This window comes from Cyanobium sp. LEGE 06113 (genome assembly GCF_015207615.1).
On the sequence record NZ_JADEWM010000004.1, the window covers coordinates 1 to 12,726 of the forward strand.

The 12,726-nt window shown below is 64.9% G+C and carries 10 protein-coding genes, 2 tRNA genes and 2 rRNA genes; 7 read left to right on the plus strand and 7 right to left on the minus strand.

The annotated features are described in order from the left end of the window. Positions 1-200 precede the first annotated feature (200 nt). The 6 genes from IQ220_RS07850 to IQ220_RS07875 all read left to right on the plus strand — a co-directional run bounded on the left by IQ220_RS07850 (position 201) and on the right by IQ220_RS07875 (position 5,613). Positions 201-273, plus strand: a tRNA-OTHER gene (locus tag IQ220_RS07850). 9 nt (positions 274-282) lie between these two features. Then, positions 283-355 (plus strand) — tRNA-Ala (locus IQ220_RS07855). 495 nt (positions 356-850) lie between these two features. Then, positions 851-3,737 (plus strand): 23S ribosomal RNA (locus IQ220_RS07860). A 146-nt stretch (positions 3,738-3,883) separates the two neighbouring features. Then, positions 3,884-4,000 (plus strand): 5S ribosomal RNA (gene rrf / locus IQ220_RS07865). 174 nt (positions 4,001-4,174) lie between these two features. Beyond that, positions 4,175-5,065 carry a YhjD/YihY/BrkB family envelope integrity protein gene (locus IQ220_RS07870; protein ID WP_228009020.1) on the plus strand — a complete coding sequence of 297 codons (891 nt, stop codon included), beginning with the start codon at positions 4,175-4,177 and terminating at the stop codon, positions 5,063-5,065. 143 nt (positions 5,066-5,208) lie between these two features. Then, positions 5,209-5,613, plus strand: coding sequence for a hypothetical protein (locus tag IQ220_RS07875; RefSeq protein WP_193914225.1), 405 nt, complete (start codon positions 5,209-5,211; stop codon positions 5,611-5,613). An 81-nt stretch (positions 5,614-5,694) separates the two neighbouring features. Here IQ220_RS07875 and IQ220_RS07880 read toward each other — a convergent pair whose 3' ends face one another. The 7 genes from IQ220_RS07880 to IQ220_RS07910 are packed head-to-tail and all read right to left on the minus strand — an operon-like array spanning position 5,695 to position 11,124. Then, positions 5,695-6,087: a DUF2834 domain-containing protein gene (locus IQ220_RS07880; RefSeq protein ID WP_193914228.1), complete on the minus strand. Its 393-nt coding sequence runs from the start codon at positions 6,085-6,087 to the stop codon at positions 5,695-5,697. Then, positions 6,084-6,341 (minus strand): exodeoxyribonuclease VII small subunit, encoded by a 258-nt coding sequence (xseB, locus tag IQ220_RS07885; RefSeq protein ID WP_186698491.1) that lies wholly within the window; start codon positions 6,339-6,341, stop codon positions 6,084-6,086. Before xseB ends, IQ220_RS07880 begins: the two co-directional genes overlap by 4 nt. Positions 6,342-6,343: 2 nt before the next feature. After that, positions 6,344-7,543, minus strand: coding sequence for an exodeoxyribonuclease VII large subunit (gene xseA / locus IQ220_RS07890; RefSeq protein WP_193914230.1), 1,200 nt, complete (start codon positions 7,541-7,543; stop codon positions 6,344-6,346). Between the two features lie 4 nt (positions 7,544-7,547). After that, positions 7,548-7,742, minus strand: coding sequence for a hypothetical protein (locus tag IQ220_RS07895; protein ID WP_186698495.1), 195 nt, complete (start codon positions 7,740-7,742; stop codon positions 7,548-7,550). 18 nt (positions 7,743-7,760) lie between these two features. After that, the gene (hrpB, locus tag IQ220_RS07900) at positions 7,761-10,325 is read right to left on the minus strand and encodes an ATP-dependent helicase HrpB (protein ID WP_193914232.1); all 2,565 of its coding nucleotides are present in this window, start codon (positions 10,323-10,325) and stop codon (positions 7,761-7,763) included. 55 nt (positions 10,326-10,380) lie between these two features. Then, complete coding sequence (locus IQ220_RS07905) at positions 10,381-10,764, minus strand: hypothetical protein (protein ID WP_186698499.1); 384 nt, start codon at positions 10,762-10,764, stop codon at positions 10,381-10,383. 57 nt (positions 10,765-10,821) lie between these two features. Continuing rightward, on the minus strand, positions 10,822-11,124 hold the full coding sequence (locus IQ220_RS07910) for a DUF2973 domain-containing protein (protein WP_193914234.1): 303 nt from the start codon (positions 11,122-11,124) through the stop codon (positions 10,822-10,824). Between the two features lie 474 nt (positions 11,125-11,598). On the opposite strand from IQ220_RS07910, the gene IQ220_RS07915 reads away from it, so the two are divergent. Then, on the plus strand, positions 11,599-12,717 hold the full coding sequence (locus IQ220_RS07915; protein ID WP_193914236.1) for a trypsin-like peptidase domain-containing protein: 1,119 nt from the start codon (positions 11,599-11,601) through the stop codon (positions 12,715-12,717). Positions 12,718-12,726: the final 9 nt, after the last annotated feature.

The following is a 12,726-nucleotide window of genomic DNA, read 5'->3' on the forward strand; positions in this document are numbered from 1 at the left end:
GGCAAGCGCAGAACAGATCCGGCATGCAAGCCAGGTTGTCATCAGGGATCAGCACACCGCAAGGTGAGTTGAGATCAGGTGATGCCTTGGTGGAAGTGTTGTGGTGTGGGAGAGCGTGAAGCCTTTTTCAGTTCCTAAACGTTGTCTAGGTCACCCCCTGAGGGTAAGCCCAAGCCGTGTGATCGGTTTGGAAATCTCCTGGGCCATTAGCTCAGGTGGTTAGAGCGCACCCTGATAAGGGTGAGGTCCCTGGTTCAAGTCCAGGATGGCCCATTCATGTCTGGGGGTTTAGCTCAGTTGGTAGAGCGCCTGCTTTGCAAGCAGGATGTCAGCGGTTCGAGTCCGCTAACCTCCATTCAAGTGTAGGTTCTCAGACTAGTTCTCAGATCAATTCTCAGAGTAGTTCTCAGAAACAGGAGATCAGTCCTGAGGGAGACGTGACCAAGACGGTATCGGTAACAGGACAGTATCGGTAAACCGGTATTGGTGTGAGCCCAAGCGCGACTCCAGCCTCATGCCTCCATCTTTTCAGGTGGTGGCATGATGCTGGACTCCCAGTAGCTAGAGCATTTTAGATGTTTTAGCGGCTGAGGGTTTGGCGAAGAACCTTGACAACTGCATAGGTGAATCTGGAAATAAAGCATCTCATGGATGTTTGATTTCAGATGGATTGAAAGATCCAGATGAGATCAAATCAATTCTATGAAGTTAAGAGCCGAGAACTTCCAGTGTTCTTAGCACTCCGCCGAGGAGTGAAGAGTTTGATCCTTCATTCAAACCGCAACCGCAAGGGAGCAGGTGAATGTTGAGAGAATAGGCCTCAACAGCCTGAAGCACTGGGAGATGAAATGGTCAAGCTACAAAGGGCTCACGGTGGATACCTTGGCACACAGAGGCGATGAAGGACGTAGTTACCTGCGATAAGTCTCGGGGAGCTGGAAACACGCATTGATCCGGGAATTTCCGAATGGGGCAACCCCTAGAACGGCCACCTGAATCCATAGGGTGGCGCGAGCCAACCCAGCGAACTGAAACATCTTAGTAGCTGGAGGAAAGGAAAGTAAAAACGACTCCCTCAGTAGCGGCGAGCGAACGGGGAAGAGCCTAAACCGATGCTTTCGAGCATCGGGGTTGTGGGACAGCAACGTGGACCAGGGACGTTAGGAGAAGCGTTTGAATGGCGCGCCATAGAGGGTGAAAGCCCCGTAACCGAAAACGAAACTGGCCTAGCTGAATCCCGAGTAGCACGGAGCACGTGAAATTCCGTGTGAATCCGCGAGGACCACCTCGTAAGGCTAAGTACTCCTGTGTGACCGATAGCGCAACAGTACCGCGAGGGAAAGGTGAAAAGAACCCCGGGAGGGGAGTGAAATAGAACATGAAACCGTGAGCTTACAAGCAATGGGAGCCCGACTGATCGGGTGACCGTGTGCCTGTTGAAGAATGAGCCGGCGACTTATAGGCACTGGCAGGTTAAACCGGAAATGGTGGAGCCATAGCGAAAGCGAGTCTGAATAGGGCGTTGGTCAGTGTTTATAGACCCGAACCCGGGTGATCTAACCATGGCCAGGATGAAGCTTGGGTGATACCAAGTGGAGGTCCGAACCGACTGGTGTTGAAAAACCAGCGGATGAGCTGTGGTTAGGGGTGAAATGCCAATCGAACCCGGAGCTAGCTGGTTCTCCCCGAAATACGTTGAGGCGTAGCGTCTTGTGCTCCAGCAGGGGGGTAAAGCCACCGTTTCGGTGCGGGCTGCGAGAGCGGTACCAAATCGAGACGAACTCTGAATACCCTGTGTGTAGCAAGGCAGTCAGACTGTGGGGGATAAGCTCCATGGTCGAAAGGGAAACAGCCCAGACCGCCAGCTAAGGTCCCCAAATCAATGCTGAGTGATAAAGGAGGTGGGATTGCCCAGACAACCAGGAGGTTTGCCCAGAAGCAGCCATCCTCAAAGGAGTGCGTAATAGCTCACTGGTCGAGCGATCCTGCGCCGAAAATGAACGGGGCTAAGCATTGTACCGAAGCTGCGGATTTAATTGTTCTTAGGAACAATCAAGTGGTAGGGGAGCGTTCCATGTGGGGTGAAGCGTTAGCGTAAGCGGGCGTGGACTGCATGGAAGTGAGAATGTCGGCTTGAGTAGCGAAAACATGGGTGAGAATCCCATGCCCCGAAACCCTAAGGGTTCCTCCGGCAGGCTCGTCCGCGGAGGGTTAGTCAGGACCTAAGGCGAGGCCGAAAGGCGTAGTCGATGGACAACAGGTTAACATTCCTGTACCTGTCATGTTTTGGGAAGGGGGACGGAGAAGGCTAGCCCAGCCAGACGTTGGTTACTGGTTCAAGCGTTCGAGGCGTTGAGGGGTGGAGAAAACATCCTGAGCTGAGGCGTGAGTACGAGCTGCTACGGCAGCGAAGTGGGTGACGTCAAGCTTCCAAGAAAAGCCCTATACCCGTTAAGGCATGATGGCCTGTACCCGAAACCGACACAGGTGGGGTGGTAGAGAATACCGAGGGGCGCGAGATAACTCTCTCTAAGGAACTCGGCAAAATGGCCCCGTAACTTCGGGAGAAGGGGTGCCACCGCAAGGTGGTCGCAGTGAAGAGGCCCAGGCGACTGTTTACCAAAAACACAGGTCTCCGCTAAGTCGCAAGACGATGTATGGGGGCTGACGCCTGCCCAGTGCCGGAAGGTTAAGGAAGCTGGTCAGCGTAAGCGAAGCTAGCGACTGAAGCCCCGGTGAACGGCGGCCGTAACTATAACGGTCCTAAGGTAGCGAAATTCCTTGTCGGGTAAGTTCCGACCCGCACGAAAGGCGTAACGATCTGGGCGCTGTCTCGGAGAGAGGCTCGGCGAAATAGAATTGTCTGTGAAGATGCGGACTACGTGCACCCGGACAGAAAGACCCTATGAAGCTTTACTGTAGCTTGGTATTGTGCTCGGGCTCGGAATGCGCAGGATAGGTGGGAGGCTATGAACCATTGCTTGTGGGTGATGGTGAGCCACTGGTGAGATACCACTCTTTCCGAGCTAGAGTTCTAACAGCCACCCGTTATCCGGGGGCTGGACAGTATCAGGTGGGCAGTTTGACTGGGGCGGTCGCCTCCTAAAAGGTAACGGAGGCGCGCAAAGGTTTGCTCAGGCTGGTTGGAAATCAGCGACGAGTGTAAAAGCAGAAGCAAGCTTGACTGTGAGACCTACAAGTCGAACAGGGAGGAAACTCGGCTTTAGTGATCCGACGGTTCTGCGTGGAAGGGCCGTCGCTCAACGGATAAAAGTTACTCTAGGGATAACAGGCTGATCTCCCCCAAGAGTTCACATCGACGGGGAGGTTTGGCACCTCGATGTCGGCTCATCGCAACCTGGGGCTGAAGTCGGTCCCAAGGGTTGGGCTGTTCGCCCATTAAAGCGGTACGCGAGCTGGGTTCAGAACGTCGTGAGACAGTTCGGTCCATATCCGGTGCATGCGCAGGAATATTGAGAGGATTTCTCCCTAGTACGAGAGGACCGGGAGGAACGCACCTCTGGTGTACCAGTTATCGTGCCAACGGTAAACGCTGGGTAGCCATGTGCGGAGAGGATAACCGCTGAAAGCATCTAAGTGGGAAGCCCACCTCAAGATGAGTATTCCCATGGGTTAACCCAGTAAGGTCACGGGAAGAACACCCGTTGATAGGCTCTACGTGGAAGCGCAGTAATGTGTGAAGCGGAGGAGTACTAATAGACCGAGGGCTTGACCATCAACTCGAGCTCTTAACAGCTTGTTTCCAGAGGATGAGCAAGAGATGACCATCAAGGTTGTCTGGAGCTGATCTAACCTATGCAGTTCTCAGGGTTCAACCTGAGAGCAAGACAAGAAGCAGAAGACTCCATCATGAGTCTTCTATCCTGGTGTCCATGGCGCAGTGGAACCACACCGATCCATCTCGAACTCGGTTGTGAAACGCTGCAGCGCCGACGATAGTTGGGGGGAAGCCCCCTGAGAAAATAGGTCGATGCCAGGTAAAACCTTTTTTGTGCTTTGCTCCGATGATCAAAAGGTCACCCTGTGGGTGGCCTTTTTTTGTGCCGATTGTCCGTAGCGCCCATCGGTTGTTGGTTGCTGCGGCATGGTGGACACCTGTCCATGGGAGGAAGCGTTGCCCGCAAGCCCAGGCTCGGTTCGATCGAAGCTGCCCATGAGACTGCCCATGAGATGGGTGCGGGCCCTCTGGGCTGCTCTGCGCCTGTGGTTTCACCACGATTGTGTGGACCTCAGTGCGGCCTTTGCCTATCACGCGATGCAGTCGGTGTTTCCGATCGGCCTGATTGCCTTGTCGTTGGCTGCGCGGGTGCTGGGCCAGGATGAAGGCTTGGTGGATCGGCTTTTGAGCGGAGCCCGCCAAGTTCTGCCCGGCACGGCCATGCCTGCCGTGACCTCAGGCTTGAATGCCTTCCTGCGTCAGGGCGGGGGGGCTGGATTGTTGGGTGTGGTGGTGCTGGTGCTGACGGCCAGCAATGCCTATCTCACCCTGCAGCGGGGCGCTGACCGTATCTGGTGGAGTCGACCCGATGGTCCTGGTGAGATCGGCTGGCGCCGCCTGCTCTGGCGCTTCTTCGCGCTGCGGCTCAAGGCCCTGGCTCTGATGGGCTTGCTGGCGCTGGTGATCGTGATGGATCGGCTGGCTCATCAATCGACCCTCCCCGGCAGCCTGGTGCTCAGGGATCTGCTGCCCACGATCTTTCCCCGGATGCTGGACTTTCAGCGTCCCTTCGATTTAGGGGTGGGGCTTCTCAGCACCTTGGGATTTAGTCTGCTGGCGTCGCTTCTGCTGCTCTGGATGCTTCCTTCGCGTCATGTGCCCTGGCGTGATCTCTTGCCTGGAGCCGGCTTTCTCGCTGCTTCATTCACTCTGCTCAACCTCTTGCTGGGCCGGGTGCTTGTGGCCCTTGGTCTGCGATTTCAGGCCTATGGGCTGGTGGGTGGCGTGCTGGTGTTTGGCCTCTGGGTGTGGCTGATCGGCGTGCTCATTTATTACTCCCAGTGCCTCAGTGTGGTCATCCGCCGCCCCAGCCGCGCGCGGCCCTGAAGCACCCCGCTCACGTTCCCAACGCAGCGACGCCAGGGCTCCCGATCATGTCGATGCCCGCTGCGCCGGCCCTGCCAGGCCAGGATGGAACGGTGTGGAGCTCAAGGCTTGACACCGCCAGCCCCTTGCATCGTCCTGGAATCATGCCGAGGTCATTCCCATGGGTGTGGATCGGCCTGCTGGGGCTGTTGCTGCTCGCGCCCTCTCCCGCCGGCCGCGTGCTGTTGGACGTGCTCGGTGGCATCACCCTCACCCTGCTGCTGTTGCCGCTGTTCCTGGCTGGCGCGGGTGTGGTGGCCTGGCAGCTGTTGAAGCGGCGCATCAGGGTGTGTCCCAGCTGCGGCCTGACCAGCTTCGGGGCCCCTGTCTGCCCGGCCTGCGGCACCGGGCTGGACGCTGACGCCGTTGGCGTTGAGCAGGCCCAGGTGTTCGGGGGTGATGCCTTCACGTGCCGTGCATCTGGAGGCGTTGATGCCGCCTCGGCCACGATCGATGTGGATGTGGTGTCCTCCCAGGACCTGGATGACGAGGGAACGTCACCGCGCTGATCATGCATCTCCGTGCTGATGCAGCCTCGACAGCTGAGCAGCGGGCCATCGCTGGGCCCGGTCCAGGCGCTCACAACGCCCTCAGGCACTGGAGAGTTCGTCGAGCCGTCGCTCGCGCAGATAGAGAAACAGGGGGGCGCCGCAGGCGAAGGCGATCAGGAGGCAGGCCGCGATCACCAGGGGCAGCCCACGCATCTTCAGGCGGCGGCTTTCCTGCACGATCCAGATCAGCACCGCCGTGGCCCCGATCGCCAGATCCCGCGACAGGGAGGCGGCGGCTGGGTTGGCGTTGGCCAGGCCGATGAACTGGCCCAGATCAAAGCTGCCGCCATAGGCGCGCATGTAGTCGAGATTGGCGAGCCAGGGCAGCACCGCCCCCGCCACGGCCAGGCCCAGGTAGAGCCAACGCAGCCAGGCGCTGGGGGGCTGCTCGGGCCTGAGGGCAGCCGGGGCTGGGCTGGGAGACGGGGTCATGGCGTGTAGGGGGTGGGGTCGCTGTTGTCATCGCCGCTGGGATCCCAGAGCAGCACCTCCTGCTCCACCTTGCTGAGGATCTGTTCACAGCGCTCGGCATAGGCCTGGGCCCGCCGGTAGTGGCCAGTCATCTCCTCCACATCCAGATCAGGGCTCTGCAGCTCGGCCAGAATCAGCTCCAGAGCCGTGTGGGCCTCGCGGTAACTGAGGCCGGCCGCGATCGTTTCGGCGCTGCGGGATCTCTTGCTGGCCATGGTCAGGATCGGGGCTGGTCCGCAGAGGGCTTGGGCCCAATCTCGCGCACCTCGGCCACGGCCCGACCATCGGCCCATTCCAGCATCACCTGGGAGCCAGGTCGCACCGCCCCGACCGACCGCAGCAGCTCCCCCTCAGCTGAGCGGATCAGGCTGAAGCCCCGCCTGAGCACCTGCTCGGGGGAGAGGGCTCGCAGCAGGGCCTGGGTCTGCCGGAGGGTCTGGCGGCGTTGCTGCAGCAGCTGGCGGGGGTGCAGCTGCTGCAGGCGTTCCTCAAGCCGCCCGACCTGCTGGCGCTGGCCCTGCAGGTGCCAGCGGATCAGCTGTCCGAGCTGTCGGCGCGTCTGCAACAGGCTGGCCAGCACGCTCTGACGCTCCGGCAGCAGAGCCACCAGGGCGGCGGTGGGTGTGGCGGCGCGGTAGTCGGCCACCAGATCGGCGATGGTGGTGTCGTCCTCATGGCCGATGCCGCTCACCAGAGGCACCGGGCTCTCGGCCAGGAGCCGGGCCAGGTCTTCTCCGTCAAAGACGGCGAGGTCTTCGCGGCTGCCGCCGCCGCGGGCCAGCACGATGGCCTCGATGCCCTCCCGGGCCACCCGGCCATAGAGGCTGCGCAGCGCGGCGCAGATGCGGGCCTCCACGCCTCCCTGCACAGGGATCGGCACCAGCAGCACGGCCGTGGCCGGCCAGCGCTCCGCCGCCGTGCGCAGCATGTCGGCCAGGGCGGAGCTGGGCACGCTGGTGAGCAGGGCGATGCGCTGGGGGGCGTGGGGCAGGGGCCGCTTGCGCTCCTCATCGAACAGCCCCTCACCGATCAGCGCCCCCCGCACCTGCTCGAAGCGGCGCATCACGCTGCTGAGGCTTGGCCTGAGGTCCAGCACCTGCACGCACAGGGAGGCGCGGCTGGCCCAGAAGTTGATCTTGCCCACCACCACCACCCCATCGCCATCAGCGGGCTGCAGGCTGAGCTTCTGTCGTTGGGAGGCCCACACCACGGCCGAGATCGAGGCCTGCTCATCCACCAGGGTCATCCACAGGTGCCCCTTCTTGAGCTGGGGCCTGCTGACGGTGGCCTCCAGCAGAAAGCGGGGGGCAAAGCCCCGCTCGATCAGCGCCCCGATGGCGGCATTGAGCTCCCTGACGCTGTAGCGCGGCAGGGCCTGGCCTGGGGGCCAGGGGGCCGGGGAAGGGACCGCCAGCATCGGCTCAGGACTGCAGCTGCTGGTAACAGCGCCACCAGTAGAGGCTCACCAGGCCCGCCAGGAGGGCCAGCAGCTGGCCGGCGGGGTGGTCGAGCCGTACCAGGCCGATGCAGCAGATCACCAGGGCACTGCTCAGCAGCCTGGATCCATCCCGCCGGTTCCCCGGGAACAACGGCCTGCCGGCCAGGAAGCGCGCCATCGCCACCACCACTCATCACTACGACGTGGCACCACTCTGACCGAGGGCCGCCTTGGTGAGGCGGGTGGGCTGGGCCCGGGCACCGTCCTCGGGCCAGGGATGTCTGGGATAGCGGCCACGCAGCTCCCGTCGCACCTCCCGATAGCCGGCGGCCCAGAACCCCGCCAGATCCGAGGTGATCGCCGCTGGCCGCCCCGCCGGACTCAGCAGGTGCAGGGTCACCGGCAGCCTGCCGCCGAGCACGGTCGGCCCCTCTGCGACCCCAAAGAACTCCTGCAGCTTCGCCGCCAGCACCGGCGCTCCGCCGCTGTAGTCGAGGCGCACCTGGCGCCCTGTCGGCAGGGTGAGGCTTCCAGGCAGCAGCTGATCCAGCTCGCGCCGCCGCGACCAGGGGAGCTCAGCCCAGAGCGCCTCGGCCAGGTCGAGCTGGGCCAGGTCGCCGAGGCTGCGCATCCCCACCAGGGATGGCCCCAGCCAGCTGCCGAGCTGCTCCAGCAAGGCGCTGTCCTTTCGGTCTGGCCAGGGCGCCCCCAGGTACTGGTGAGCCAGGTTGAGCCGCTGCTGCAGCTGGCGTGTGGCCGCGGTCCAGGGCAGGGCCGTCAGCCCCCGCTGGCACAGCCCCTCCTGCAGGGCAGCCGCCACCGCGGCGGCGTCGGCCTGGGGCCAGGGCCTGCGCTCCAGCACCAGGGCATCGAGCCGCAGGGTCCGCTCGCAGCGCACCCTGCCGGCGCTGGCATCCCAACGGGCCTGCTCCAGCCACTGCCCCTGCTGCTCCGCCAGGGCCTGCAGCTGCTCCAGCGGCAGCGGCACCGCCAGCAGGATGCGCGCATCCTGCTGGGCTCCATCGAGCACCGCCACGGCCAGGGCCGGCTCCCCCACCAGCGGGTCCTGGGGGTGGAGGGTGGCTCCGCGGCCGCTGCGCAGCAGGAAGCGACCGCGGCCATCGGGCCGGGCCAGGGCGAGCCGTTCCGGATAGGCGGCTGCCACCAGGCGGGCCGTGAGCGTGGCGTCATCCCCGGGGGTGTTGCCGGGCAGCCCGGACAGATGCATAGCGGGATCCGAGGCCTTGCCCGCTGCGGCCAGGCGCAGCCACTGGGCCTGGAGCCGGCGCAGGGGGTGGCCGCTCGACTGGCGGCGCAGCCAGTCCAGCCGGGCGAGCAGATCGCTGCCGGCCTCCTGGCGGCCGAGGGGGTCGCGCTCGCTCAGCAGCACGGCCAGGGCACTGGCCAGGGGCTGCGCTCCCCACTGCTCCGCCACCACCAGCATGTGGCCGAGCCGGGGGTGCAGGCCCAGCTCCGCCAGGCGGCGGCCGTGGCGGCTCAGCCTGCCGTTGGCCTCGATGGCCTGCAGCTGCTCCAACCGCTGCAGGGCCTCTGCCAGGGCCGCGGCGGGCGGCGGATCGAGCCAGGCCAGCGCCGTGCCGAGGGGATCGCCCCACCTGGCCAGCTGCAGGGCCAGGGGAAGAGGGTCGGCCTCCAGCAGCGCCGCAGGGTCGTGGGCGGGGCGTCGCTGCTGCTCGGCGGGGGACCAGAGCCGCACGCAGTGCCCCGGTCCCAGCCTGCCGGCCCGCCCGGTGCGCTGCTCGGCACTGGCCTGGCTGGCCGGCAGGGTCACCAGGCCCTCCAGGCCGGTACCCGGATCGAAGCGACTACGGCGGCTGAGGCCGGCATCGATCACCAGGCCCACACCGGCGATGGTGAGGGAGCTCTCGGCCAGGCTGGTGGCCAGCACCACCTTGGGGCGCCCGGGCCTGGCGGCGGCGATGGCGATGCTCTGCTGTTCCAGGGGCAGGCTGCCGTGCAGGGCCACCCAGTCGATGGCATCGCCCCAGCCGCAGGCCTCCAGGGCCCGCCCGCAGGCGTGGATCTCCGCCTGACCTGGCAGGAACACCAGGGCGGTGGTGCCCAGTGCGGCATCGGCTGCAACAGGGTCATGGGGCCAGCCCTGGCTTTCGAGGGCGCGCACCACCTGCCGGGCCAGGGGCTCGTCTGGGCGGGGCAGCTGGTGCGCCACGCTCACCGGATGGCTGCGGCCGGCGCTGCGCAACACGCTGGCCTCGGGCATCTGGGCGGCCAGGGCCTCGAGTTCCAGCGTGGCTGACATCACCACCAGGCGCAGGTCGGGAGCCAGCAGCTCCCGGGCCTGGCGCACCAGGGCCAGGGCCAGGTCGGTGTCGGCATGGCGCTCGTGGAACTCATCGAGTATCAGACAACCCACTCCCTCCAGGGCCGGATCCGCCTGGAGCCGGCGCAGGAACAGGCCGCCGGTGAGCACCTCGATGCGGGTGGCCGCACTGACGCGCCGCTCCAGCCTCACGCTGTAGCCCACCCGCTGGCCCACCGGTTCGCCCAGCTCAGCAGCCAGCCGCTGGGCTGCAGCCCGGGCGGCGAGACGCCGTGGCTCCACCATCCACACCCGTGGCGTGGCCGGGCCAGCGCCGGTGTTGAGGGCGCCCAGCGCGGCTCCCGGCACCCGGGTGGTCTTGCCGGCACCGGGTGGGGCCTGAAGCAGCAGGGTGGCGCCCGGCAGGGCCAGGGTGGCCTCGATGCTGCCCAGCAGAGCATCGATCGGCAGCGGCTCCATCAGCCTGCCAGTCCAGGCCGGGGCCGCGCCGGCGGCCTGATCGCAGACTCCGGCGTCAGCGCACGTGCCTCACGCCATCCACCGGGTGGTAGGCCTCGCCGGTGAGTTCTTCGTAGACCACGGCGGGCAGCCCGGTCTCGAACATCGTCTGCAGGGCCTCCTTGAGGTAAGGGTTCCAGCCGCCGGTGCTCACCTTGCCGTGGCGCACAGTCCAGTCCCAGGTGCCCTGGAGATCCCTGGGAATGCGGCCTTCCCGGTCGCGTCGGGCCACCAGGTCCTGGGATTCCACCAGGCCCACCAGCACTGGCGCCTTGCCATAGGCGGGGGTGAGGCTCAGCTCCAGCCGGATCGGATCGTCCTTCACCAGTTTGAGGCGAAAGCGAGGAGGCAGCTTGAGGTTCCGCAACAGTGCCGCCACGATGCGCGTGCGTGGATCCAAATGCTCGCCCTCCCTGAAATCACGTGCTCAACGGTGAGCCTATTCAGTGATGGGGCCTCAGCCGGGATCGCCGGGGAAGGCGGGCCGCTCGTTGTCACCGCTGAAGCGCACGGTGAGCAGATCTTCATCGGTGAGCTGGCCTTGGGCGTCCAGCAGTTCGGGGTGGATGGTGAGCCGTCCCGTGCGATCGGCGGCCCCGGGAACGGAGGGGGCGCCAGCGTTGGCGCGTTGCGGCGGGCGATCCCCGGGGGCCGAGACGGCCCTGAAGCCCTGGCCCATCACCCGGAAGGCCTGCCAGAGCAGGGCCAGGAAACAGATGCCGTAGAGGATCGGAAAGATCTGGGAGAGGATCGCGTTCATGGCCTGGGGCCTGCTGCAGTTGGACTCGGACGGACCGTCTGCCCCATCATTGCCTGGATTGACTGGAATTGGCTCCGCTGTTGGCCAGCATCCAGGCCCACAGGGTGGTGCAGGCAGCGCCAAAGGTCAGAAAGGCGAGTAGCAGTCGCTCGGTGTCCATGGGTCGATACAAATCTTTGCTTAATCTAGGGGGTGGTGTGGCGCTGCGGCGTCTGGAGCGCCAGGGAGCGTTCCGTCTGCTGGCCTGCCTACGGTTGGAATGTCATCTCCTGTCGGTTCGCCGCTTCCCTTCGCTGGTCAGCCCATCGCTGGCTCCGAGTTGCCTTCACCGCCCCCAGATGTTCTGATCTGATCGCCATGGCCCACCTGCGCCTGCGTTCCATCCCCGTCCGCTCCCGGGCCGTTCGAGCCAGGGCCAGCCGCTCCGGGGCTGCTCTGCCCGGTCTCACAGCGTCCCTGCTGGTTTCGGGGTCCATGTTGGCTGTCCTGGTCGCTCCTCCGGGGTCGCTGAGGCCTTTCAGCCAGCCGCTGGCGCCCGCCGCCTCGGCCCAGTCCAGGGGATCGGCTGCAGGGGCGGCCCTGGGCCGTCAGTCGTTCGTGGCCGCAGCCGTGCGCCGCGCTGGCCCCTCCGTGGTGACGATCGACACCGAGCGCACCGTGCTGGTGCGGGGCGGCCGGGGTGGCGCCTCCAGCTCGCTGCTCAACGATCCGGCCTTTCGCCAGTTCTTCGGGCTGCCTCAGCAACGGGCCGCACCCCCTTCCCAGCGCACCGAGCGAGGCCAGGGCAGTGGCTTCATCATTCAGCCTGACGGCCTCATCCTCACCAACGCCCACGTGGTCGAGAAGACCGACAGGGTGACGGTGGGGCTGCAGGACGGCCGGCGGGTGGAGGGCACGGTGGTGGGGCTCGACCGCCTCACGGACCTGGCGGTGGTGCGGCTCGCTGGACGGGGACCCTGGCCCGTGGCCCCCCTCGGCGATTCAGAGGACCTGCAGGTGGGTGACTGGGCGATCGCGGTGGGCAACCCCTACGGCCTCGACAACACCGTGACCATGGGGATCATCAGCAATCTCAACCGCAACGCCGCCAAGCTGGGCATCACCGACAAGCGGCTGGAGCTGATCCAGACCGATGCCGCCATCAACCCCGGCAACTCCGGTGGACCGCTGCTCAACGCTGACGGTGAGGTGATCGGGATCAACACGCTCGTGCGGCAGGGGCCGGGCGCTGGGCTGGGCTTTGCGATTCCGATCAACCGGGCCCGTGACATCGCCAGACAGCTGCTCGCCACCGGCAAGGTGAGCCATCCGATGATCGGCATCGTCATGGACCTGGTGCGCCCGGGCGATGGCACGGGGCTGACCAGGGGGGTGCGGGTGGCCTCGGTGCTGGCCGACGGGCCTGCCGAGCGAGCGGGTCTGCAGCAGGGCGATGTGGTGGTGGCGGCCGGCGGGGAAACGGTGCTGGAGCCTTCCCAGGTGGTGGCTGCGGTGGAACGGGCCGGCGTGGGCGGAGAGATCACCCTCAACATCAGCCGGCAGGGTCAGAGCCGGAATGTGACGCTGGTGCCGGTGCAGATGGGCGGAGCCTGACAGCGCCGC

What these genes read in the sequence shown, in the direction of transcription:
- xseA (WP_193914230.1), bottom strand. Translation starts at nt 7,543, where the DNA reads ATGCTGGCGGTCCCTTCCCCGGCCCCCTGGCCCCCAGGCCAGGCCCTG.
- IQ220_RS07895 (WP_186698495.1), bottom strand. Translation starts at nt 7,742, where the DNA reads ATGGCGCGCTTCCTGGCCGGCAGGCCGTTGTTCCCGGGGAACCGGCGG.
- IQ220_RS07880 (WP_193914228.1), bottom strand. Translation starts at nt 6,087, where the DNA reads ATGACCCCGTCTCCCAGCCCAGCCCCGGCTGCCCTCAGGCCCGAGCAG.
- IQ220_RS07875 (WP_193914225.1), top strand. Translation starts at nt 5,209, where the DNA reads ATGCCGAGGTCATTCCCATGGGTGTGGATCGGCCTGCTGGGGCTGTTG.
- IQ220_RS07915 (WP_193914236.1), top strand. Translation starts at nt 11,599, where the DNA reads ATGTTGGCTGTCCTGGTCGCTCCTCCGGGGTCGCTGAGGCCTTTCAGC.
- IQ220_RS07870 (WP_228009020.1), top strand. Translation starts at nt 4,175, where the DNA reads ATGAGACTGCCCATGAGATGGGTGCGGGCCCTCTGGGCTGCTCTGCGC.
- IQ220_RS07910 (WP_193914234.1), bottom strand. Translation starts at nt 11,124, where the DNA reads ATGAACGCGATCCTCTCCCAGATCTTTCCGATCCTCTACGGCATCTGT.
- hrpB (WP_193914232.1), bottom strand. Translation starts at nt 10,325, where the DNA reads ATGGAGCCGCTGCCGATCGATGCTCTGCTGGGCAGCATCGAGGCCACC.
- xseB (WP_186698491.1), bottom strand. Translation starts at nt 6,341, where the DNA reads ATGGCCAGCAAGAGATCCCGCAGCGCCGAAACGATCGCGGCCGGCCTC.